Annotated in this window: 23 protein-coding genes; 10 read left to right on the top strand and 13 right to left on the bottom strand. The window is 62.6% G+C overall.

The window, feature by feature from the left end; translation table 11 throughout:
- Positions 1-43 precede the first annotated feature (43 nt).
- The 6 genes from AC3IT9_RS12780 to AC3IT9_RS12755 all read left to right on the top strand — a co-directional run bounded on the left by AC3IT9_RS12780 (position 44) and on the right by AC3IT9_RS12755 (position 5,693).
- Positions 44-868, top strand: a complete 825-nt coding sequence (locus AC3IT9_RS12780; protein WP_489273285.1) for an NAD-dependent epimerase/dehydratase family protein — start codon at positions 44-46, stop codon at positions 866-868.
- Between the two features lie 52 nt (positions 869-920).
- Positions 921-1,808 (top strand): SMP-30/gluconolactonase/LRE family protein, encoded by an 888-nt coding sequence (locus AC3IT9_RS12775; protein ID WP_489273284.1) that lies wholly within the window; start codon positions 921-923, stop codon positions 1,806-1,808.
- Positions 1,809-1,884: 76 nt separating this feature from the next.
- On the top strand, positions 1,885-2,856 hold the full coding sequence (locus tag AC3IT9_RS12770; protein WP_489273283.1) for a TRAP transporter substrate-binding protein: 972 nt from the start codon (positions 1,885-1,887) through the stop codon (positions 2,854-2,856).
- Between the two features lie 78 nt (positions 2,857-2,934).
- On the top strand, positions 2,935-3,462 hold the full coding sequence (locus tag AC3IT9_RS12765; protein ID WP_095944138.1) for a TRAP transporter small permease: 528 nt from the start codon (positions 2,935-2,937) through the stop codon (positions 3,460-3,462).
- Positions 3,463-4,743 carry a TRAP transporter large permease gene (locus AC3IT9_RS12760; protein WP_095944137.1) on the top strand — a complete coding sequence of 427 codons (1,281 nt, stop codon included), beginning with the start codon at positions 3,463-3,465 and terminating at the stop codon, positions 4,741-4,743.
- A 59-nt stretch (positions 4,744-4,802) separates the two neighbouring features.
- On the top strand, positions 4,803-5,693 hold the full coding sequence (locus AC3IT9_RS12755; RefSeq protein ID WP_489273282.1) for an aldose 1-epimerase: 891 nt from the start codon (positions 4,803-4,805) through the stop codon (positions 5,691-5,693).
- Here AC3IT9_RS12755 and AC3IT9_RS12750 read toward each other — a convergent pair.
- From AC3IT9_RS12750 to pedF, 13 genes are all read right to left on the bottom strand, one after another.
- Positions 5,669-7,405, bottom strand: a complete 1,737-nt coding sequence (locus AC3IT9_RS12750) for a PAS domain-containing hybrid sensor histidine kinase/response regulator (protein WP_489273281.1) — start codon at positions 7,403-7,405, stop codon at positions 5,669-5,671. The two genes, AC3IT9_RS12755 and AC3IT9_RS12750, sit on opposite strands and share 25 nt — an antisense overlap.
- Positions 7,389-8,552, bottom strand: coding sequence for an alcohol dehydrogenase-like regulatory protein ErcA (ercA, locus tag AC3IT9_RS12745; protein WP_223441921.1), 1,164 nt, complete (start codon positions 8,550-8,552; stop codon positions 7,389-7,391). The genes AC3IT9_RS12750 and ercA overlap by 17 nt, the downstream gene beginning before the upstream one ends.
- 235 nt (positions 8,553-8,787) lie before the next feature.
- Positions 8,788-9,930, bottom strand: a complete 1,143-nt coding sequence (gene pqqE / locus AC3IT9_RS12740) for a pyrroloquinoline quinone biosynthesis protein PqqE (protein ID WP_489273280.1) — start codon at positions 9,928-9,930, stop codon at positions 8,788-8,790.
- Positions 9,908-10,180, bottom strand: a complete 273-nt coding sequence (gene pqqD, locus AC3IT9_RS12735; protein ID WP_007972043.1) for a pyrroloquinoline quinone biosynthesis peptide chaperone PqqD — start codon at positions 10,178-10,180, stop codon at positions 9,908-9,910. Before pqqD ends, pqqE begins: the two co-directional genes overlap by 23 nt.
- Complete coding sequence (gene pqqC, locus AC3IT9_RS12730; RefSeq protein ID WP_489273279.1) at positions 10,177-10,929, bottom strand: pyrroloquinoline-quinone synthase PqqC; 753 nt, start codon at positions 10,927-10,929, stop codon at positions 10,177-10,179. The genes pqqD and pqqC overlap by 4 nt, the downstream gene beginning before the upstream one ends.
- 141 nt (positions 10,930-11,070) lie before the next feature.
- Positions 11,071-11,985 carry a pyrroloquinoline quinone biosynthesis protein PqqB gene (gene pqqB / locus AC3IT9_RS12725; RefSeq protein WP_489273278.1) on the bottom strand — a complete coding sequence of 305 codons (915 nt, stop codon included), beginning with the start codon at positions 11,983-11,985 and terminating at the stop codon, positions 11,071-11,073.
- 55 nt (positions 11,986-12,040) lie between these two features.
- Positions 12,041-12,112 carry a pyrroloquinoline quinone precursor peptide PqqA gene (pqqA, locus tag AC3IT9_RS12720; protein WP_003253598.1) on the bottom strand — a complete coding sequence of 24 codons (72 nt, stop codon included), beginning with the start codon at positions 12,110-12,112 and terminating at the stop codon, positions 12,041-12,043.
- 258 nt (positions 12,113-12,370) lie between these two features.
- Positions 12,371-13,891 (bottom strand): acetaldehyde dehydrogenase ExaC, encoded by a 1,521-nt coding sequence (gene exaC, locus AC3IT9_RS12715; protein ID WP_489273277.1) that lies wholly within the window; start codon positions 13,889-13,891, stop codon positions 12,371-12,373.
- Between the two features lie 259 nt (positions 13,892-14,150).
- Positions 14,151-15,926: a PQQ-dependent methanol/ethanol family dehydrogenase gene (locus AC3IT9_RS12710; protein WP_150724129.1), complete on the bottom strand. Its 1,776-nt coding sequence runs from the start codon at positions 15,924-15,926 to the stop codon at positions 14,151-14,153.
- A 271-nt stretch (positions 15,927-16,197) separates the two neighbouring features.
- On the bottom strand, positions 16,198-17,133 hold the full coding sequence (locus tag AC3IT9_RS12705) for a quinoprotein relay system zinc metallohydrolase 1 (RefSeq protein ID WP_489273276.1): 936 nt from the start codon (positions 17,131-17,133) through the stop codon (positions 16,198-16,200).
- 46 nt (positions 17,134-17,179) lie between these two features.
- Positions 17,180-17,941 carry a quinoprotein dehydrogenase-associated SoxYZ-like carrier gene (locus tag AC3IT9_RS12700; RefSeq protein WP_489273275.1) on the bottom strand — a complete coding sequence of 254 codons (762 nt, stop codon included), beginning with the start codon at positions 17,939-17,941 and terminating at the stop codon, positions 17,180-17,182.
- A 10-nt stretch (positions 17,942-17,951) separates the two neighbouring features.
- Positions 17,952-18,827 (bottom strand): substrate-binding periplasmic protein, encoded by an 876-nt coding sequence (locus AC3IT9_RS12695; protein WP_489273274.1) that lies wholly within the window; start codon positions 18,825-18,827, stop codon positions 17,952-17,954.
- A gap of 3 nt (positions 18,828-18,830) precedes the next feature.
- On the bottom strand, positions 18,831-19,292 hold the full coding sequence (gene pedF, locus AC3IT9_RS12690; RefSeq protein WP_015095433.1) for a cytochrome c-550 PedF: 462 nt from the start codon (positions 19,290-19,292) through the stop codon (positions 18,831-18,833).
- Positions 19,293-19,502: 210 nt separating this feature from the next.
- Here pedF and AC3IT9_RS12685 point away from each other — a divergent pair, with 210 nt between their 5' ends.
- Genes AC3IT9_RS12685 through AC3IT9_RS12670 form a run of 4 tightly spaced genes read left to right on the top strand, consistent with a single transcriptional unit; the run spans position 19,503 to position 23,193 of the window.
- Positions 19,503-20,687 (top strand): ABC transporter substrate-binding protein, encoded by a 1,185-nt coding sequence (locus tag AC3IT9_RS12685; protein WP_489273273.1) that lies wholly within the window; start codon positions 19,503-19,505, stop codon positions 20,685-20,687.
- Positions 20,688-20,717: 30 nt separating this feature from the next.
- Positions 20,718-21,677, top strand: coding sequence for a YVTN family beta-propeller repeat protein (locus tag AC3IT9_RS12680; protein ID WP_489273272.1), 960 nt, complete (start codon positions 20,718-20,720; stop codon positions 21,675-21,677).
- Positions 21,674-22,405 (top strand): ABC transporter ATP-binding protein, encoded by a 732-nt coding sequence (locus tag AC3IT9_RS12675; RefSeq protein WP_489273271.1) that lies wholly within the window; start codon positions 21,674-21,676, stop codon positions 22,403-22,405. The genes AC3IT9_RS12680 and AC3IT9_RS12675 overlap by 4 nt, the downstream gene beginning before the upstream one ends.
- Positions 22,402-23,193: an ABC transporter permease gene (locus AC3IT9_RS12670; protein WP_150754654.1), complete on the top strand. Its 792-nt coding sequence runs from the start codon at positions 22,402-22,404 to the stop codon at positions 23,191-23,193. The genes AC3IT9_RS12675 and AC3IT9_RS12670 overlap by 4 nt, the downstream gene beginning before the upstream one ends.
- Positions 23,194-23,221 lie beyond the last annotated feature (28 nt).

Raw genomic sequence — 23,221 nt, 5'->3', positions numbered from 1 at the left:
CGACAACGAATCTAAAAATAATAACCAAGCGCCCAGGATTCCCATGACGACCACTGCAACCGCCCGCACCCCTTTCAATCGCCTGCTGCTGACCGGCGCCGCCGGTGGCCTCGGGAAAGTCCTGCGCGAAAGCCTGCGCCCTTACGCCAATGTGATTCGCCTGTCGGACATCGCCGATATCGCACCTGCCATCGATGATCGCGAAGAAGTCGTGCCCTGCGACCTGGCCGACAAGCAGGCGGTGCATCAACTGGTCGAAGGCGTGGACGCGATCCTGCACTTCGGTGGCGTGTCGACCGAGCGCTCATTCGAAGAGATCCTCGGCGCCAACATCTGCGGCGTGTTCCACATCTACGAAGCCGCGCGCCGCCACGGTGTGAAGCGAGTGATCTTCGCCAGCTCCAACCATGTGATCGGCTTCTACAGCCAGGACGAGGTGATCGACGCCCACTCCCCTCGCCGCCCGGACAGTTACTACGGTTTGTCCAAGTCCTACGGCGAAGACATGGCCACCTTCTACTTCGACCGCTATGGCATCGAGACCGTCAGCGTGCGCATCGGCTCGTCGTTCCCGGAGCCGCATAACCGCCGGATGATGAGTACCTGGCTGAGCTTCGGCGACCTGACCCAACTGCTCGAGCGTGCCTTGTACACCCCGAACGTCGGCCACACCGTGGTCTACGGCATGTCCGACAACAAGGACATCTGGTGGGACAACCGCTATGCCACGGCCCTCGGCTTTGTCCCGCAGGACAGCTCCGAAGTGTTCCGCGAAAAAATCGAAGCCCAGCCGATGCCGGCCGCCGATGATCCGGCGCGGCTCTATCAGGGCGGCGCCTTCTGCGCAGCCGGCCCGTTCGGCGACTGAGCCTTCGCGTCTCGCTTGATCCCCCCGACAAAAACCATGGGAATGAGTTGCCATGCAAGCCGAATTGATTGTCGACGCCCGCAACGCGGTCGGTGAATGCCCGGTCTGGGTGCCTGAGGAAAACGCCCTGTACTGGGTGGATATTCCCGTCGGCGGTTTACAGCGCTGGAGTGCCGACACCGGGCAAGTGGATGCCTGGACAACCCCGCAGATGCTCGCTTGCATCGCCCGTCACCGTGACGGTGGCTGGGTCGCGGGAATGGAAAGCGGGTTTTTCCGCCTGCATCCGCGCAATGACGGCAGCCTCGATACAAATCTGTTGGCCCACGTCGATCACGCCCGCGACGACATGCGCCTGAACGACGGCCGTTGCGACCGTCAGGGGCGTTTCTGGGCCGGCAGCATGGTGTTGAACATGGGCGCCAACGCCGCCAACGGAACCTTGTATCGCTACAGCGCCGGTCATAGCGGGTCGCTCGAGGCCCGACTGAGCGGCTTCATCGTGCCCAACGGCCTGGGCTTCAGTCCGGACGGGCGCACGATGTACCTGTCCGACTCCCACCCGCAGGTCCAGCAGATCTGGGCCTTCGACTACGACATCGACACCGGCACGCCTTCGAATCGCCGCGTGTTCGTGGATATGAACCAATACGAAGGTCGCCCCGACGGCGCGGCGGTCGACGCCGATGGCTGCTACTGGATTTGCGCCAACGACGCCGGGCTCATCCACCGCTTTACCCCCGACGGCCGACTCGACCGTTCCCTCGCGGTACCTGTGAAAAAACCCACCATGTGCGCCTTCGGTGGCCCTCGACTGGACACGCTGTTCGTGACCTCGATCCGCCCTGGCGACGACCATGACCCGCAATCACTGGCCGGTGGCGTGTTCGCCCTCGACCCCGGCGTCAAAGGTTTACCCGAAACCCTGTTCAACGACTGACTTTCTCGAAAGAAAAGCGCTCCTGCCGGATCGCTGTGCCTTGAATAAAAACAACAACAAAACTGGAGACACCCCCATGGACTTCAAACGCACCTTGCTCGCCGCTGCACTTCCATTAGCCTTCTCCCTCAGCAGTGCCGCCCAGGCACTGGAAATAAAATTCGCCGACATCCACCCCGCCGGTTACCCGACCGTGGTGGCTGAAGAGCAACTGGGCAAAACCCTGGTGGCCGACAGCAACGGCGCGCTGACCTTCAAGATGTTCGCCGGTGGCGTGCTCGGCTCGGAAAAGGAAGTGGTCGAACAGGCCCAGGTCGGCGCCGTGCAGATGGCCCGGGTCAGTCTCGGCATCGTCGGGCCGGTGGTGCCGGACGTGAACGTGTTCAACATGCCCTTCGTGTTCCGTGACCAGGCCCATATGCGCAAAGTCATCGACGGCGCGGTCGGCGACGAAATCCTCGACAAGATCACCCACTCCGAATTCAACCTGGTCGCCCTGGCCTGGATGGACGGCGGCACGCGCAACCTCTACACCAAGAAACCGGTGCGCAGCCTGGAAGACCTCAAGGGCATGAAGATCCGCGTGCAAGGCAACCCGATGTTCATCGAAACCATCAATGCCATGGGCGGCAATGGCATCGCGATGGACACCGGCGAAATCTTCAGCGCCCTGCAGACCGGCGTGATCGACGGCGCGGAAAACAACCCGCCGACCCTGCTCGAACACAACCACTACCAGAACGCCAGGTTCTACAGCCTGACCGGCCACCTGATCCTGCCAGAGCCGATCGTGATGTCGAAAATCACCTGGAAAAAACTCACCCCCGAGCAGCAAGCCCTGGTGAAGAAAGCCGCCAAGGCGGCCCAGGCCCAGGAACGCACCCTGTGGGACGCGAAATCGGCCAGCAGCGAGGAAAAACTCAAGGCCGCCGGCGTCGAGTTCATCACCGTCGACAAGAAACCTTTCTACGAAGCGACCGCCTCGATCCGCGAAAAATACGGCGCGCCCTACGCCGACCTGATCAAACGCATCGAAGCCGTTCAGTAACCCTCCCTGCATTCAAGAAAGGCCCGGCGCCGCTGAAGTTGGTGTACGTCAGCGCGCGCCCGGTTACGGTGGAACCCGATGAAGAATCTGCTGCTAGGCATCAATGACAAGCTCTACATGACCTGTATCTGGGTCGCCGGGCTCTCCGTTCTGGCCATTGCGTTAATCATTCCCTGGGGCGTGTTCGCCCGCTACGTCCTCGGCACCGGTTCCAGTTGGCCGGAGCCCACGGCAATCCTGCTGATGATGGTGTTCACCTTCATCGGCGCCGCCGCCAGCTATCGCTCGGGCTCGCACATGGCGGTGGCGATGCTCACCGACCGCATGCCGGCGCATTTGCGCAAAACCATGAGTGTGCTTTCGCAATTGCTGATGGCAACGATCTGCCTGTTCATGGCCATCTGGGGCAGCAAGCTGTGCCTGTCCACCTGGAACCAGTTCATGAGCGCCCTGCCGACCCTGCGGGTGGGCATCACGTACATGCCGATTCCGGTGGGCGGCGTGCTGACGCTGGTGTTTGTTCTGGAAAAACTCTTGCTCGGTGACCAGAGCAACCGTCGGGTCGTGCGTTTCGACCTCGTTGAAGAAAACGAAGGGGCTGCCTGAATGGACGCTTTTATTCTGTTGGGCAGTTTTATCGCGTTGATCCTGATCGGCATGCCGGTCGCCTACGCCCTGGGGTTTGCCGCACTGATCGGCGCGTGGTGGATCGACATCCCGTTCCAGGCCCTGATGATTCAGGTGGCCGGGGGCGTGAACAAGTTCTCCCTGTTGGCCATCCCGTTCTTCGTCCTGGCCGGCGCGATCATGGCCGAGGGCGGCATGTCCCGTCGCCTGGTGGCGTTCGCCGGGGTGCTGGTAGGCTTCGTGCGTGGTGGTTTGTCGCTCGTCAACATCATGGCCTCGACCTTCTTTGGCGCGATCTCCGGCTCCTCGGTGGCGGACACCGCCTCGGTCGGTTCGGTGCTGATCCCGGAAATGGAACGCCGTGGCTATCCCCGGGAATTCGCCACGGCGGTGACCGTCAGCGGTTCGGTGCAAGCGCTGCTGACACCGCCCAGCCACAACTCGGTGCTCTACTCCCTGGCCGCCGGTGGCACGGTGTCGATTGCCTCGCTGTTCATGGCCGGCGTGGTGCCGGGCCTGTTGATGAGCGCGTGCCTGATGGTGCTGTGCCTGATCTTCGCGAAAAAGCGTGACTACCCCAAGGGTGAAGTCATCCCGATGCGCGAGGCGCTGAAAATCTGCGGCGAAGCGCTGTGGGGCCTGATGGCGATGGTGATCATCCTCGGCGGCATCCTGTCGGGTATTTTCACCGCGACCGAGTCGGCGGCGATTGCGGTGCTGTGGTCGTTCTTCGTGACCATGTTCATCTACCGCGACTACAAATGGAGCGAACTGCCAAAACTGATGCACCGCACCGTGCGCACGATCTCGATCGTGATGATCCTGATCGGTTTCGCCGCCAGCTTCGGCTACATCATGACCCTGATGCAGATCCCGGCGAAGATCACCACGCTGTTCCTGACCCTGTCGGACAACCGCTACGTGATCCTGATGTGCATCAACGTCATGCTGCTGTTGCTCGGCACCGTGATGGACATGGCGCCGCTGATCCTGATCCTCACGCCGATCCTGATGCCGGTGATCCTCGGCATTGGCGTGGACCCGGTGCAGTTCGGCATGATCATGCTGGTGAACCTGGGCATCGGCCTGATCACACCACCCGTGGGTGCGGTACTGTTCGTGGGGTCGGCGGTGGGCAAGGTCAGTATCGAATCCACCGTGAAGGCCCTGCTGCCGTTCTATGGCGTGCTGTTCCTGGTGCTGTTGGCCGTGACCTACATTCCGGCAATCTCACTGTGGTTGCCGCATCTGGTGTTGTGAAGTTCAAGGCAAGGGAGGCGCATCCTCCCTTGCCACCACCCTTTTTGAAGCAGGTCAACATGTCGCTAACACTGATCGAACTCGAAGACGAACTCACCCACCTCACCCTCGCCCCGGAACTCGGGGCGAGCATCGTCAACTGGACCGTGCACAGCACCGGCCAGCCCTTGTTGCGACACACCGATGGAGACGCCTTGAACACCGGCCTGCCCGGCAAGCTCGGCTGCTTTCCCTTGGTTCCCTGGTCCAACCGCATCGCCAATGGCGGTTTCGATTGCCCCGATGGCTGGCTGGCATTGGCGCCCAACAGTCGCACTGATCCCCTGCCGATTCACGGCAGCGCCTGGCAGCAGCCTTGGGAGGTGGTTTCACAATCGGAAAATGAAGTGGTCCTGCAACTCGACAGCACAACCCCCTTCGCTTATCGCGCCCGGCAACGCTTCCATTTGAGCGCGGGCAAGCTGAGTATCGAACTGCACGTCACGCACCTGGCTGAACACGCTGCGTGGCATGGTCTGGGACTGCATCCGTACCTGCCGCGCACCGCGAACACCCGACTACAGGCACCGGCCCGGCACGTGTGGTTGTGCGACGGGGCAAAACTGCCGACAGAACTCAGCGCATTGCCGGTCGAGTGGGATTTTCAGCAACTCAAGTCATTGCCCGAAGCGCTGGTGGACAACGGTTTCTGTGAATGGGACGGTCACTGCCTGATCCGCCAGCCCGACCTCGGCTATGAACTCGACTGCCAGGCCACCGGCAGCGATTACTACCTGCTCTACTGCCCCGTGGGCCTGGGGTTTTTCTGCATCGAACCGGTGAGCCACCCGCTCAACGCGCACCACCTGCCTGGTCGGCCGGGGTTGCGTTTGCTGGAACAAGGCCAATCCACCGAACTGGGCTTCACCCTGCAATATCGGCCGCTTCAGGCAGATGCCCCCAACAATTGACTCAACACCGCTCGCAACTTGCCGGGCTTCACCGGTTTGTTCAGCAAGGGTGCGTTGAGCCGCTGCAACGCACGCCGACAATGGTCGGTGCGGTCGGCGGTAATGATCACCGCGGGAATGTCCTGGTGGAAATGCTCGCGCAAATGTCGCACCACATCACAGCCGACCACCCCGTGATCGAGGTGATAGTCCGCGAGAATCAGTTCCGGCGCCTGCCCGCGCAGCGCCGCCAGCGCAGCCTCTTCATCGGTGGCGACCAGAACGTCGCAGCCCCACTGCCCGAGCAACGCGCTCATGCTGTCGAGAATGCTCACTTCGTTGTCGATCACCAGTAAACGGCGGCCCGGCAGCGGGTTGCCGGTGCCCGGTTGTGGCACCGCCTGGCTCACGGGCAGCGGAACCTCATCGGATATCGGCACCTCGATGCTGAACATCGAACCCCGCCCCGGCAACGAGTACACGCCGATCCTGTAGCCAAGGATCTTGGCGATGCGCTCGACAATCGCCAGCCCCAGGCCCACGCCCTTGCGGTCGGCGGCGCGGCCGACGTCCAGCTGGTTGAACTCGAGGAAGATCGAGTCGAGCCGGTCGGCGGCGATGCCACGCCCGGTGTCCCAGACCTCCAGGCGCAACATCTCGCCCCGACGCCTTGCCGCCAGCAGGATGCTGCCTTCATCGGTGTAGCGGCAGGCATTGCTGAGGAAGTTGCGCAGGATCCGCGTCATCAGGCGCAAGTCGGTGCTGATGGCACAATCGGCCATGCGCACCCGCAGGTTCAAGCCGGCCGCCTGGGCGACGGACTGGAACTCCGACACCAGCGGCCCGAGCAGTTCGTCGAGGCGGTACGAGGCAACGTCCGGCTTGACCGCAGCCTGATCGAGCCGGGAAATGTCGAGCAGATCCGTCAGCAGGTCTTCGGCCCCTTCCAGCGCCTGGTGAGTGCGCTCCACCAGCACCTGTTCGGCTTCCGGCAACTTGCGTTCGCGCAAGGTCGAAATCAGCAACCGCGCGGCATTCAGCGGTTGCAGCAGGTCGTGGCTGGCGGCGGCGAGGTATTTGTCCTTGCTGTGATTGGCGGCCTCGGCGGCATCGCGGGCGTCGCGCAAGGCCTTGGCGATCTGTTTACGCTGGGTGATCTGCTGCTGAAGGTTACGGTTGGCTTCGAGCAACTCATCGGTGCGCGCGACCACGCGCTGCTCCAGTTCGTCATTGAGTTGCTGCAGGCGTCGCTGAGCCAGCTTGCGCTCGGTGATATCGGAGACGAACCCTTCCACCAGGCCTTCCTGGCCAGGTTTGAGCAGCAAGTTCATCAACACATCGAGGTAACTGCCGTCCTTGCGCCGCAAGCGGGTTTCATAGCCGTGCAGGCTGCGCTGGTGCCTGAGGATTTCGCCGATGTTTTCCAGCTCCTGCGCGCCGTCGACGAACAGAGTGCTGCCCAGATCGGTCAGGGAAAACAGCACCTCCTGCGGGTCCTGGTAGCCCAGCATGCGTGCCAGCGCCGGATTGGCGGCGCGCATGCCGTCGTGCAGGCTGGCCTGGAAGATCCCGTGCACCGCGTTTTCGAACAGCCACTTGTAGCGGTTACGCTCGGCTTCCAGATCATCCAGGCGCGCAGCCAGCTCCGGGTAATGACTCTTGCGCGCCGAATGGCTGCCCAGCCCCAGCAGCCCGGCCAGGGCCCGTTGCTGCTCGTCAGAGGGCTTCGCCATAGACGACCTCGACATCACGCTGGCTGGATTCACGCGGGTTGGTCAGGATGCACGGGTCGTGCATCGCATGCTGCGACAGGAACGGAATGTCCGAGGTCCTGACGCCATGCAAACCGAGGGTTTCGTGAAAGCCGATGGCGTGCTTGAGGGCGATCAGGTGTTCGACCAGGCGCCCGCAGATCTGCCGGTGATTCAGGCCTCGGCAGTCGATGCCGAAGGTCTCGGCGATCACCTTGAAGCGATCTGGCGCCGAGTTGTAGTTGAACGCCACCACGTGCTCGACCAGCACCGCGTTGCACAGGCCGTGGGGCAGATCGAGAAAGCCGCCGAGGCTGTGGGACATGGCATGCACCGCACCGAGGATGGCGTTGGAAAACGCCAGCCCGGCCTGCATGCTGCCGAGCATGATCTTTTCGCGCAGGGCGATGTCGGTCGGGTTGGCGATCATTTGCACCAGGTTGCCATTGATCAGGCGCATCGCCTCCAGCGCGTGGGGGTCGGTCAGCGGCCCGTGGCCGGTGGACACGAAGGCTTCGATGGCATGCACCAAGGCGTCGATGCCGGTACAGGCCGACAGGAACGGGTCCATGCTCAGGGTGGTTTCCGGGTCGATCAGCGAAACGTCCGGCACCACGGCCTTGCTGACGATGGAGAACTTCATGCGTTCCTGCTGGTTGGAAATGATCACGAATTGCGAGACGTCGGCCGAGGTGCCGGCAGTGGTCGGAATCAGGATCAGCGGCGGGCTGGGCACGCGGATAGTGTCCACGCCCTCGAAATCGAGAATGCTGCGGCCATGGGCGACGACGATGCCGATGCCTTTGCCGCAGTCCATCGGGCTGCCGCCACCGACGGCGACGATCACGTCGCAGTGGTTTTCCCGGTACAGCTCGGCGCCGAGCATCACCTCTTCGACCCGAGGGTTGGGCGAGACATCGGAGTACAGGCAATACTGGATGCCCAGCGCCTGCAGGCTGGCCTCGACATCGGCGACCCAGCCGGCGGCAATCACACCGGGGTCACTGACCACCAGGACCTTGCGCGCGCCAAAGGTCTTGGCGTAATTGCCGACACTGTGCCGGCTACCGGCACCGAAGATGATTTCAGGGGAAACGAATTTGCGCAGCTGGTTGAGACTCTGGCTCATTGGAAAGCCTGTTTTTATTGTTTTGGAAGGTAGAAACCACACTAAACCATCCAGCTGTGAATGCAATCAGACCAATGGGTAGCACTGCCTGGGGTGTACTCACATTCTGTATTCACCGAAGTCCCCTGTGGGAGCGGGCTTGCTCGCGAAGAGGCCTTAACATTCAACATTTATGTTGCCTGGCACACCGCCTTCGCGAGCAAGCCCGCTCCCACAGGAGATCTGTGTCGCTGGACTAGCCGCGATAGATCAGCTGCGAAGCTTTGGCATTGCGCAACGTCAGGTGTTCGATCTCCAACCCCGGCGCCTCCGCTTCCTCGCGAGCCTTGAGGATCACCCCGTGGTGCGGGGACTTGCTGCACACCGGGTCGGCATTGCTCGCATCGCCCGTCAGCATGAAAGCCTGGCAGCGGCACCCGCCCAGGTCCTTGTGCTTTTCATCGCAGGAGCGGCACGGCTCCTTCATCCAGTCATCGCCACGAAAACGATTGAAGCCGAACGAGTCGTTCCAGATGTGCGAGAGGCTGTGCTCGCGCACGTTGGGAAACTGCACCGGCAACTGCCGGGCGCTGTGGCAAGGCAAGGCCGTGCCGTCGGGGGTGATGTCGAGAAACAGGTTGGCCCAGCCGTTCATGCAGGTCTTGGGACGCTCCTCGTAGTAGTCCGGGGTGACGAAGATCAGCTTGCACGGGTGGCCCTGGGCTTCAAGGCGTTGGCGGTACTCGTTGGTGATGCGTTCGGCACGCTGCAACTGCTCACGGGTGGGCAACAGGCCGACGCGATTCAGTTCGGCCCAGCCATAGAACTGGCAGGTGGCCAATTCGACGAAGTCCGCTTCCAGTTCCAGACAAAGCTCGATGATTTGCGCGATCCGGTCGATGTTGTGCCGATGGGTGACGAAGTTCAGCACCATCGGATAGCCCTGGGCTTTCACCGCACGGGCCATGGCGAGTTTCTGGGCGAAGGCCTTGCGCGAGCCGGCGAGCATGTTGTTCACCGCCTCGTCGGCGGCCTGGAAGCTGATCTGGATATGGTCCAGTCCGGACACCTTGAAGTCGCGCACCTTCTGCTCGGTCAGGCCGATGCCGGAGGTGATCAGGTTGGTGTAGTAGCCCATGTCCCGGGCGGCCTTGATCAGTTCGGCGAGGTCCTGGCGAACCAAAGGCTCGCCGCCGGAAAAGCCCAATTGCGCGGCGCCCATGTCCCGCGCTTCGCGGAATACGCGAATCCATTCTTGCGTGCTCAGTTCCTCGCCGTGCCGGGCAAAATCCAATGGATTGGAGCAATAGGGGCATTGCAGCGGACAGCGGTAGGTCAGCTCGGCGAGCAGCCACAAGGGCGGCCCCGGCAGCGTCTCACTCGATCCAGAATTGCGCATGGGCCACCTCCAGAAACGCCAGCACGTCTTCGTCGATCCCGGGTACCCCGGGGAAATTCGCGCTCAATCGCTCAATGATCGCCGCCACGCTGCGCTGGCCATCCACCAGGTCTAGAATCTGTCCGGCACTGGCGTTGAGCTTGATCATGCCTTCGGGGTACAGCAGCACATGGCAGTCCTGACGGGGCTCCCATTGCAGCCGAAAACCGCGACGCAAGGCCGGTGACTGCTGGCGATCGATCAGGCTCACAGGGCGATCCCCCGGTGCCAGACGTTGTCGCCGGTGACCGTGTGATACGGCTGGCGCCCAAGCTCGTAGGCCATGCTCATGGCATCGAGCATGCTCCACAGCACGTCGAGCTTGAACTGCAGGATCTCCAGCATGCGTTGCTGCCCCTCGGCGGTCACGTAGTGCGCCAGGGTGATGCGCAAGCCATGCTCGACATCGCGCCGCGCCTGGCTCAGGCGCGTGCGGAAGTAGTCGTAGCCAGCAGCGTCGATCCACGGGTAATGGGTCGGCCAGGCGTCGAGTCGCGACTGATGGATCTGCGGCGCGAACAACTCGGTCAGCGAACTGCTGGCCGCTTCCTGCCAGCAGGCGCGACGGGCGAAATTGACGTAGGCGTCCACGGCGAAACGCACACCGGGTAGCACCAGTTCCTGGGACAGAATCTGCTCGCGATCCAGCCCCACGGCTTCGCCCAGGCGCAGCCAGGCTTCGATACCGCCCTCGCTGCCGGGGACGCCGTCGTGGTCGATAATCCGTTGCAGCCATTCCCGGCGTACGTCGCGGTCCGGGCAGTTGGCGAGAATCGCGGCGTCCTTCAGGGGGATGTTGACCTGATAGTAGAAGCGATTGGCGACCCAGCCCTGGATCTGTTCGCGGCTGGCGCGGCCGGCGTACATGGCTTGGTGGAAGGGGTGGTGGATGTGGTAGTAGGCGCCCTTGGCGCGCAGGGCGGCTTCGAATTCTGTGGGGGTTAGCGGTATTTTCGTCATTGTGACTCTCCGGAATTCGCGGGGTCTGGTCTGGCGCCTTCGCGAGCAAGCCCGCTCCCACACTGGATTTCTGGTGAACATAAAATTTGTGTTTACAGCAACCATCTGTGGGAGCGGGCTTGCCCGCGAAGACGTCCTTCGCTACAGCTCAATACTCATGCCGTCATAAGCCACTTCAATCCCCCGCCGCTCCAGCAGCGCCCGCTCGGCCGAGTCTTCATCGAGGATCGGATTGGTGTTGTTGATGTGGATCAGCACCTTGCGCTGGCGGTTGAAACCCTCCAGCACTTCAAGCATCCCGCCGGGGCCGCTTTGTGGGAGGTGCCCCATTTCGCTGCCCAGGCTCTGGCCGACTTCGCAGATACGCATCTCGTCGTCGCGCCACAGGGTGCCATCCAGCAGCAGGCAATCGGCACGCCGCATCCAGCCCAGAACTTCATCGTCGATTCGACCAAGGCCCGGGGCATAGAACAGCGAGGCACCGTTGCGCAGGTCCTCAATGAACAGGCCAACGGTGTCGCCCGGTTGCGGATTGCCGCGATTGGGCGAATACGGCGGTGCGTTGCTCACCAGGGGGATCGCGCGAAATTGCAAATGCCCGCAGGCCGGGATGCTGAATGGCTGGCGATCGAGACCGACCGGTTGCCAGTGCAATCCGCCGTTCCAGTGTCCGAGCATATTGAACAACGGGAAACCGCTGCTCAGGTCCTGGTGCACGCGCTCGGTACACCACACAGCATGCGGGCAACCTTCACGCAGGCTGAGCAAACCGGTGCAATGGTCGATCTGGCTGTCCAGCAGCACGATGCCGGCGATGGCGCTGTCACGCAGGCGCCGCGCCGGTTGCAATGGCGTAAAACTCTCGAGTTGCGCGCGAATGTCCGGTGACGCGTTGCACAGCACCCACTCCACGCCGTCGTCACTCAGGGCAATCGACGACTGCGTACGGCGCTGGGCCCGCAGGCTGCCATTGCGCACACCGGCGCACTGGCGGCAGTTGCAATTCCACTGTGGGAAACCACCGCCAGCGGCGGAACCGAGAACGCGGATGTGCATGGCGGATGCTCCAGAAGGCAGGCCCGGCCAACGCATCGGCTGGCCGGGTGATCAATCAACGGTTGGCGAAATACATCGTCACTTCGAAGCCAATGCGCAGATCGGTAAACGCGGGTTTAGTCCACATGGGTCATTCCTCTTCTTGTGCCCGGGTGATTCCGGTAGAGCCATTAATGCACGGGGCAATGAGCGCCCGAATGCTACTTTCGAAGGAGTTGGCGGGGTGATTTGGTAGGGGGTGTTGCGCAATTTTCCAGAACCCCACATACCCATGTGGGAGCGAGCCTGCTCGCGAAGGCGGTCTGACAGTCGACATCAATGGCGAATGTGCTGACCTCTTCGCGAGCAGGCTCGCTCCCACAGGTTTTTCAGTGTTCTTGAGTTATCAGAAGAACCCCAGCGGATTGATGTCGTAGCTCACCAGCAGGTTTTTGGTCTGCTGGTAATGATCAAGCATCATCTTGTGATTCTCCCGACCGACGCCGGACTTCTTGTAGCCTCCGAACGCCGCGTGCGCCGGGTACAGGTGGTAACAGTTGGTCCACACGCGCCCGGCCTTGATCGCCCGGCCCATGCGGTAGGCGCGGTTGATGTCGCGGGTCCACAGGCCGGCGCCGAGGCCGAACTCGCTGTCGTTGGCAATCGCCAGGGCCTCGGCTTCGTCCTTGAAGGTGGTGATCCCCACCACCGGGCCGAAGATTTCTTCCTGGAACACACGCATCTTGTTGTGGCCCTTGAGCAGGGTCGGCTGGATGTAGTAACCGCTGGACAGGTCGCCTTCCAGGCGTTCGGCCGCGCCGCCGGTGAGCAGCTCGGCGCCCTCCTCCTGGGCAATGGTCAGGTACGAGAGGATCTTGTCGTATTGCTGCTCGGACGCTTGGGCGCCAACCATGGTCTCGGTGTCCAGCGGGTTGCCGCGCTTGATCTTGACGATCTTCTTCATCACCTCGGCCATGAACGGCTCGTAGATCGCCTCCTGCACCAGCGCCCGGGACGGGCAGGTGCAGACTTCGCCCTGGTTGAAGAACGCCAGCACCAGACCTTCGGCGGCTTTTTCGATGAACGCAGGTTCCGCGTTCATGATGTCTTCGAAGAAGATGTTCGGCGACTTGCCGCCCAGCTCGACGGTGCTCGGGATGATGTTCTCGGCGGCGCAATGCATGATGTGCGCGCCCACCGGGGTCGAACCGGTGAAGGCGATCTTGGCGATGCGCTTGCTGGTGGCCAAGGCCTCGCCAGCTTCGCGACCGAAGCCCTGGACGATGTTCAGCACGCCCGCCGGCAGCAGGTCGGCGATCAGCTCGGCGAAGACCATGATCGACAGCGGCGTTTGCTCGGCCGGCTTGAGCACGATGCAGTTGCCGGCGGCCAGTGCCGGGGCGAGTTTCCAGGCGGCCATCAGCAGCGGGAAGTTCCACGGAATGATCTGCCCGACCACGCCCAGCGGTTCGTGGAAGTGATAGGCCGTGGTCAGTTCGTTGATCTCGGCAGCCCCGCCTTCCTGGGCGCGGATGCAGCCGGCGAAGTAACGGAAGTGGTCGGCAGCCAGCGGCACGTCGGCGTTCAGGGTTTCGCGCACGGCCTTGCCGTTGTCCCAGGTTTCGGTGACAGCGAGCACTTCCAGATTCTGCTCGATGCGGTCGGCGATTTTCAGCAGCACCAGGGAGCGGTCCTGGGCCGAGGTCTTGCCCCAGGCATCCGCTGCGGCATGCGCGGCGTCGAGGGCCTTGTCAATGTCGGCGGCGCTGGAGCGCGGGAATTCGGCGATCACTTCACCGTTGACCGGCGAGGTGTTGGTGAAGTACTCGCCATTGATCGGAGCGACAAACTCGCCGCCGATGAAGTTGCCGTAGCGCGGCTTGAAGGTAATGACGGCGCCTGGGGTTCCGGGTTGTGCGTAGATCATGGTGGGCCTCTGTCTGGGTCGATGCCTGTCGTACTGACAGGCGATGAGCCGATACTAGAGAGCCCCGCGTGCCAGACGAATGCATCGTTGGCAGGAGGGGCTCTCGTTATTTGGTCGTAGATTTCACACAGATCACTGTAGGAGCGAGCCTGCTCGCGATGAACCCGAGAACGCCGCGGGGTATCAGGTTTCAAGCGTTATCGTTGACGACCATCGCGAGCAGGCTCGCTCCTACAGGGGTTATGCGGTGGATTCGGGATCAGTGCTTGGCGACAAGGTCCTTGGGCAGCTTGAAGGTCCAGAGCATGCCGCCCTGGTTGAAGTCCTTCACCCGCTTGGCCACTTCGCCGCCCCACAGCGGTACCGCGCCGCCCCAGCCGGAGAGCACCGAGACGTACTGTTCGCCGTCCATTTCCCAGGTCACGGGCGAGCCGAGTACGCCGGAGCCGGTCTGGAATTCCCAGACCTTTTCGCCGGTCTTGGCGTTGAACGCCTGCAGGAAGCCTTCAGGCGTACCGGTGAACACCAGGTTGCCCTTGGTGGTCAGCACCCCGCCCCACAGCGGCGCGTAGTTCTTGTGACGCCAGACTTCCTTGCCGGTTTTCGGATCGATGGCCCGCAGCACGCCGATGTAGTCTTCGTTCAATGGCTTGATGGTGAAGCCGGCGCCGAGGAACGCCGCGCCTTTCTTGTAGGCGATGCCTTCGTTCCAGATGTCCATGCCCCATTCGTTGGACGGCACATAGAACAGCCCGGTGTCCTGGTTGTAAGCCATCGGCATCCAGTTTTTCGCGCCGAGGAACGCCGGTGCTACGAAGACCGAACTGCCTTTGGCTTCGGAACCCGGGGCACCGGGACGGCTGGCTTCGTTGTAGATCGGCCGGCCGTTCTTGTCCAGGCCGGTGGCCCAGGTGATCTTGTCCACGAACGGGAAGCCACGGATGAATTTGCCGTTGGTGCGGTCCAGTACGTAGAAGAAACCGTTACGGTCGGCAGTGGCTGCCGCCTTGATTTCCTTGCCGCCTTCGCTGTAGTTGAACGACACCAACTCGTTCACGCCGTCATAGTCCCAACCGTCATGGGGCGTGCTCTGAAAATGCCACTTGATGGTGCCGTCGTCCGGATTGAGCGCCAGGCGCGATGAAGAGTAGAGGTTGTCGCCAGGGCGCAGGTGCGAGTTCCACGGCGCCGGGTTGCCAGTACCGAACAGCAGCAGGTTGGTTTCCGGGTCGTAATAGCCGCCAAGCCAAGGGGCCGCGCCGCCGGTTTTCCAGAGATCGCCCGGCCAGGTCTTGCCCGCCTCGCCGCCGGAGATGCCGTTCTCCACCGCTTTGCCGTCCTTGTAGACGTAGCCCATATGACCTTCGACCGTCGGCCGGGTCCACAGCAGATCACCGTTTTTCGGGTCGTAGGCTTCGATCTTGCCCACCACGCCGAACTCGCCACCCGCCACGCCGGTAATCAGCTTGCCATTGATCACCAGCGGTGCGGCGCTGATCGAGTAGCCTTCCTTGTGGTCGGCGACTTTCTTGCTCCACACCACCTTGCCGGTGTCCTTGTTCAGCGCCACGAGCTTGGCGTCGAGGGTACCGAAAATCACCAGGTCGCCATACAGCGCGACGCCACGGTTGATCACGTCGCAGCAAGGGCGGATGTCATCGGGCAGGCGTGCATCGTATTGCCAGAGCTTCTTGCCGGTGCGTGCATCCACGGCGAACACCCGGGAGTAGGAACCGGTCATGTACATCACGCCGTCCTTGACCATCGGCTGCGCCTGCTGGCCACGCTGTTTTTCACCGCCGAAGGAAAACGCCCAGGCCGGGCGCAGCTCCTTGACGTTGTCGACGTTGAGAATATCCAGCGGGCTGTAGCGCTGACCCTGAACGCCGAGGCCGTTGGTCACGACCTGTTCCGGGTTCTTCGGGTCCTGGAGAATGTCCTGGTCGGAAACCCCGGCCAATGCCTGGCCGGACAACAGCATGGCACTGAGCAGCAGGCTCAAGACGAAGGGCTGGCGACGTGCGGGTTGGGTCATGACGGCTTCCTCTGCGGATTTTTGTTATTTCCGGAAAATTTTCCCGGTGTGGTGCAGATTCTTGAGCGCCGCCGCCCTGGCAACAATTGCCCGCAATGAGGAGATTGCTAGTTCCTTGGTACAGGTTCGGAGGGAAAACGCAGGATTGTGAACCACCCTCAATCCTGTGGGAGCGAGCCTGCTCGCGATGGCGGCATGTCAGGCAACAATGATGTTGGATGTGCCGGCCCCTTCGCGAGCAGGCTCGCTCCTACAAGGGATCTGTGGTCGACTATTTTCTGGGGGAATCCACCCGCGTCATCCGCTCGCGCTCGTAGCGCGGGTACAAATGACTGACGCTGCGGATCAATTCGTAGCGGCTCAGGCTGATCCCGGCGAAACGTTCAGGGATGGGGCTGCGGATCATCTCGGCCATGTCGCTGCCATTGGCGGCGCCGTCGCCCATGAGCTGATCGAGCCAGGTCAGGTAATCGCGCATCTGCTCGAAGGGCTGCGGGTCACTGGCCACCGGCCCATGGCCCGGTACAATCAGCGTCCAGGGCAAGCCTTGCAGGGTCGCGATGTCCGCCAGCCACACTGACAGGCCAGGGCTGTTGGGCGTGGTCAGCGCCCGCTGATAAAACACCAGGTCCCCGGCAAACAGCACGCCAGTTTGCTGGTCGAGAATAGCCAGATCCGCGCCCGTATGCCCACCCAGGCTCAGCAGTCGCAGATCGTGATTCCCAAAACTTTTCACGCCGGGTGTCAGCACCTGGGTCGGCAACACCACTTCAGTGCCACGCATCCAGTCGCCGACCATCCGGTACATATTCTCGGCCATCGCATCGCCTTGCTGGTGCAGCAGCTCGGTGGTGCCAGCCAACGCGCCGATCGGCACGTCGCTGAAGGCCTGATTGCCCAGCACATGGTCCGGGTGGTGATGGGTCAGCAACACCTCGATCACCGGCTTGTCGGTCGTGGCGGCAATGGCCTTGCGCATCGCTTCGCCGTAACGCCGGGACGGCCCGGTGTCGATCACCACCACACCGCGTTCGGTGACGATAAACGCGGTGTTGACGATGTTGCCGCCGTTGCCCTTGGCGAAATTATCCGTGCTGCCTTCCAGCAGCCAGGTGTCCTGGGCGATCTGCCGGGGCTTGAGTGAGTACTCGAGATCGGCCAGGGCCGGCAGACTGACGCTCAGCACCATCAACAGGATCCAGCGCATGCCACGCTCCTTGGGGTCACGCTTCTTGGGGTCACGCTTCTTGGGATCAGAGAATCGACGCATCGAATTCATTGCCGCTGTTGTCCCGTAGTAACAGGCGCGTTTGCCCTGCCCCCTCGATGTCGAAGGCCAGGTTGGGGTTTTCGCTGACCGCGGGAAACAGCTCCAGCCGGGCCAGCACTTGCTCGTTGTGGTCGCGCAGTTCGGCATGGTTGATGAAGAATTCCGGAATGCCGCTGACCATGCCGTTGTCCATGGGATGGGCCACCTGCATACGCAAACGGCTGAACTCGCCCCGGGGATAGCGCCCGCCGAGCACTTCGCCGATGCGCTCCTCCCAGCCCGGTTGAGTCCGCACCACGCTAGGCGCGGTGCAACCACCACCCGCTGCGTCGATCAGGGTCGAACCGACATGCCACACGCCGTCGCGGGTCAACACCGCTGCGCGCAAGGGCGTGGCCTGTTCGATGCGAATGCGCAACGACAGCCACGGCAAAACCGAATTCAGCGGCTGGAAGTCGACGATTTTCGGCAACGGGTTCAGCTCTGCCCAGGCGAGGATTTTCACCACCTCGCCCTTGAACACCCGGGCGTCGATTTCCAGCGGCACCTGCCGGGCATCTTCTGCAAACGGCGGCGCCAGCAGCTTGACCCGATCATCGAAAACGAACGGCGCATTGCCCAGAAACTGCTGCTGATAGAAGGCCCACATCACCGATGGCACCGGGTCTTTGCCGGGATCGATAGCGCCAGCCTGTGCCGCCAGGCTCAACCAGCAGGCCAACAGACAACTCCCTCGCCATTTCATCGCCTGCTCCTTATTGATACATCTCGGGCACGTCGTACTGCAGGCCGTAATGGCCGTAGATGGTCTTCACCGAACCCTCGCGGATCAGGCTTTCCAGCGCCTCTTCCACGGCATAGGCCAGTTGCCGGTTGCTTTCGTGCACCGCCATGCCGATTTCCCAGAGCTGCTTGCCCATGTTCGGGTAGGCGTTCTGCGCCAGTGCCACTTGCGGGTCGGCCGCTTCATGGACCTGCCAGTCGATTTCACCGCGCATGGCCATCACCGCGTCGACCTCACCGGCCTTCATCGCGGCAAACGCCTGGGGCACGCCGGGATAGTGATGGGTCTTGCCGGCGAGCATGCCGTTGAACACTGAGGTCAGGTAGAACGACGGCACGCTGTCGACTTCGACACCAATCGGGTGATGCTCGAACACCGCGACGCTGGCGACCTTGTCCAGTCGCCGACGGTCATAGGCCACCTGCCATTGTTCGTTCTGGTACGGACCGAACATCACTACTTGGCCGTTGACCAGTTCGCCGAACTCGTTACGCTTCTGCGCGTAGTCACGGTCATAGGGCACGCGCATCATCAGGTCGGCCAGCTGCTGGTTGTGCAAGGCACTGGTACGCCAGATGTAATCGCGCAGGTCGTCATCGAGCTTTTCTCCCGCCGGCGCCCAGATCAGCGTCAGGCGCACGCCGAGCGCCTTGGCCAAGGCTTCCGCGAGTTCGACATCGACACCCTGGGGCTTTCCGGCGCGCTCAAAACTGTAAGGGGCGAAGTCCTTGTAGACCGCCACCTTCAGTTCCCCGGCGGCGATCATTTCGTCGTAGTTGCGAACCTGCGCCTGCGCCGCCTGGCAGCACAGCCACAGAGCGCTGATCAACACCGCGAGCAGGCGCATGGGTCACTCCTCGACGTGCACAGTGTCCAGATAAGTGCGCACCGCCCACAGGGCTTCCTGGCTCAGATAGTCGGCCATCTTCGGCATGTACACCCGACCGTCGCGCACCGCGCCATGGCGTACCCGCTCGGCGAACCACTCATCGCCCGCCTCGCCGACATCGAGCATGCGCAAGTCAGGGGCGATACCGCCGGACTTGGCTTCCAGGCCATGGCAGGCCGCGCAGTTCTGGGTATAGGCCGAAGCTCCGATCTCAACCGCTTTGTCATGTTCCGGGGCGGTTCGATACGGGTTTACCGCGGCCCAGCCATCGGCATCGAGCTGCACCCCGGCATCCTTTATCGGGGTCAGGCCCTGGGTGGCGACAGCCTGTGGCACCACATTGCCGTGGGCCCAGACGGAACCTGCGCTGATCAAACTGGCCAATAGCCCGGTCACGAGCAAGGCGTTGCGTTTTGTTGTCATTGTTATGCCCTCTGGATTGCACGCAAAACCTCTTGGCAGAGGCTATGGCAGCCATCTTAGAAACGGCATCGCACTCACCCCATGCTGCTTTGGTGGTCGCTACCTAGTCCCTTGGTAGTAAGGCGCTGGATGGACACCACTGGTACTTTCTGCATATTTCCTCAGCTTCACGGGCTACCTAAGCTGGCGCTACCAGTAATGGAGTGCCCCATGCGCCAGCTCATCCCTTACGTTTTGACCTACCTGCTGGCGATTGCCTGCGCCGCCGGCCTGGCCACCCAGAGCCAGGCCGCCGATGCGCCCTTGCAGGTGCGGATCGGCTACCTGGGTTATCGCCCCGACCCCGGCCCGCTGCTGTCCAACGTCATCCCCGAGCCCACCGATGCCGGGCTGCGCGGCGCCGAACTGGCGATCACCGACAGCAACAGCACCGGGCGTTTTCTCAACCACGGCTACAGCCTGGTCAACGCCAGTGTCGACAGCCCCGAGGCCTTGCTCGAAGCGGCGAAGGCTCAGCACGAACAAGGCCTGCGCCTGTTTGTAGTGAATGCCCCCGCGACCAGCCTGCACCTATTGAGTGCCGTCCTGCCCGACAGCCTGCTGTTCAACGCTGGCAGCCCGGACGACAACCTGCGCACCACCGATTGCCTGCCGAACGTGCTGCACACCTTGCCGAGCCGGGCGATGCTCGCCGATGCACTGGCGCAGTTTCTGGTGCTGCGCAAATGGCAGCGGGCGTTGCTGATTGTCGGCCCGACGCCCGACGATCAAGCCTATGCCGCCGCCCTGCGCCGCGCAGCCAAGCGCTTCGGCTTGCATCTGGTGGCGGAAAAACCCTGGAGCTTCGATAACGACCAACGCCGCAGCGCACAGGCCGACATGCCGCTGTTCACCCAGACCGCCGAGTACGACGTGGTACTGGTGGCCGATGAACGCGGCGACTTCGGTGAATACGTGCCCTACCAGACCTGGTACCCGCGCCCGGTTGCCGGCACCCAGGGCCTGACCCCGGTGGGCTGGCACAAGACCGTGGAAACCTATGGCGCCGCGCAGCTGCAAAAACGCTTCGAAGCCCTGACCGGGCGCTGGATGAATGACCGCGATTTCGCCGCCTGGATGGCCGTGCGCAGCATCGCCAGCGCCGTGAGCAAACTGCGCCAGGCCGAGCCGATGGCGATCCGTACGCTGGAAATCAGCGACCAGTTACCCCTCGACGGCTTCAAGGGCCGCAAGCTCAGCTATCGGCCTTGGAACGGTCAGTTGCGCCAGCCGATTCCCATCGTCCAGCCCCGGGCGCTGGTCAGCACCTCACCCCAGGACGGCTTTCTGCACCCGTTCAACGAGATGGACAGCCTGGGTTACGACAAGCCCGAGGTCAGCTGCCGTTTTCCCTGATCCGATAACCACAACAACAAGGAATCCGCCATGCGCCGCACCCTGCTCTCTTGCACCTTGCTGCTCGCCGCTGGCCATGCCGTTGCCAGCACTGCCTGGGTCTCCAACGAAAAGGACAACAGCCTGAGCCTGATCGACCTGCAGACCCTGCAAGTCACCGACACCCTGCCCGTCGGCCAGCGCCCCCGCGGCCTGCTGCTGTCCCATGACAACAAGCTGCTGTACATCTGCGCCAGTGACTCGGACCGGGTCCAGGTGATGGACGTGGCCACCCGCAAGATCATCAAGGAACTGCCCTCGGGCAAGGACCCCGAGCAATTCGCCCTGCACCCCAACAATCGCTGGTTGTACGTCTCCAACGAAGACGATGCGCTGGTCACGGTGATCGACACCGAGACCTCCAAGGTACTCGGCCAGATCAACGTCGGTGTCGAACCCGAAGGCATGGCCGTCAGCCCTGACGGCAAGTGGGCGGTCAACACCAGCGAAACCACCAACATGCTGCACTGGATCGACACCGGCACCCAGACCCTGGCCGACAGCACCCTGGTCGACCAGCGCCCGCGCTTCGTCGAGTTCTCCCCCGATGGCGCTCAGCTCTGGGCCTCGGCGGAAATCGGCGGCACCGTGACCATTCTCGATGTGGCCAGCCGCACCGTGCTCAAGACCCTGAACTTCCAGATCAAGGGTGTGCACCCGGACAAGGTCCAGCCGGTCGGCATCAAGCTCAGCGCCGATGGCAAGTACGGCTTCGTCGCACTCGGCCCGGCCAACCATGTGGCGGTGATCGATGCCAAGACCTTCGAGATTCTCGATTACCTGCTGGTGGGTCGTCGGGTCTGGCAGATGGCGTTCACCCCGGATCAGAAGCAGTTGCTGGCCACCAATGGCGTCAGCGGCGATGTCTCGGTGATCGATGTCGACAGCCTCAAGGTCAGCAAGTCGGTGAAGGTCGGGCGCTATCCGTGGGGCGTGGTGGTGACGCCATGAACGCACTTGAAGTCAGCGACCTGAGTTTCGCCTACGGTTCCCGAGAGGCCTTGCGCAAGGTGAGTTTCAGCCTGGAGCCCGGGCGTTTCGCCGCGCTGCTGGGCCCCAACGGCGCGGGCAAGTCGACCCTGATTGCCCTGCTGACCCGGCTCTATGATCTGCAGCACGGCGAGATCCGCGTCGGGGGCTGCTCATTGCGCAGCGCGGCACGCCCGGCTCTCAAGCAGTTGGGCGTGGTGTTCCAGCAAAGCACCCTGGACCTGGACCTCAGCGTCGAGCAGAACCTGCGTTATCACGCTGCATTGCATGGCCTGTCCCGGCGTCAGACCGACCTTCGGGTCGACGCCGAACTGGCCCGCCAGGCCCTGACCGACCGCCGCCGCGAACGGGTGCGTGAACTCAATGGCGGCCATCGTCGCCGGGTGGAAATTGCCCGCGCCCTGTTGCATGAGCCGCGCCTGTTGCTGCTCGATGAAGCCAGTGTCGGCCTCGACCCGGCGAGTCGCCTGGCGCTCAACCAGCACATCCGCAGCCTGTGTCGCGAGGAGCGCATCAGCGTGCTCTGGACCACCCACCTGCTCGACGAAGTGCAGCCCAGCGATGACTTGCTGATCCTGCATCAAGGCCGGCTGGTGGCCAGCGGACAGGCCGATGCCCTGAGCCTGGAACACGGCGGTGATCTCGGTTCGGCCTTCACCCGCCTGACAACATCAGGAGCTGCCCAATGAACGCTTACTGGCAATGCTTTAGCGGTATCGTGCTGCGCGAATGGCTGCGCTTTGTGCTGCAACGCACGCGGTTTCTCAGCGCCCTGGTGCGGCCGCTGCTGTGGCTGCTGGTGTTCGCCGCGGGTTTTCGCGCAGCGCTGGGGATCGCGATCATCGAGCCCTACGACACCTACATTCCCTATGAGGTCTACATCATTCCCGGGCTGGCCTGCATGATCCTGCTGTTCAACGGCATGCAGGGGTCATTGTCGATGGTCTACGACCGCGAAATGGGCAGCATGCGCGTGCTGCTGACCAGCCCCCTGCCCCGCACCTTCTTGCTGTGCAGCAAACTGTTGGCCACCTCACTGATTTCGCTGTTGCAAGTGTATGCGTTCCTGGCGATTGCCTGGGTCTACGGCGTGCGGCCACCGGCGATGGGCTTGTTGTTGGCGTTGCCGGCCCTGCTGCTGGTGGCGTTGATGCTCAGCGCCCTGGGCCTGTTGCTGTCGAACGCGATCCGCCAGCTGGAGAACTTTGCCGGGGTGATGAACTTCGTGATCTTCCCGCTGTTTTTCCTGTCATCGGCGCTGTATCCGCTGTGGAAGATGCGCGAGGCCAGCGAGTGGCTGTACTGGCTGTGCGCGGTGAATCCGTTTACCCACGCGGTGGAACTGGTGCGTTTCGCCCTGTATGAACGCTTCAATCCGTTGGCGCTGGCGGTGTGCACGGGGCTGACATTGTTGTTCGCATTGCTCGCCGTACTGAGCTTCAACCCACAGCATGCGGCCTTGCGCAAAGCCAACTGACAACGCCGGTCAACTGTGGGAGCGGGCT

The sequence above is a fragment of the Pseudomonas sp. KH_046_1 genome, from assembly GCF_057839025.1.
This window is presented reverse-complemented; position numbering and strand designations above follow the sequence as displayed.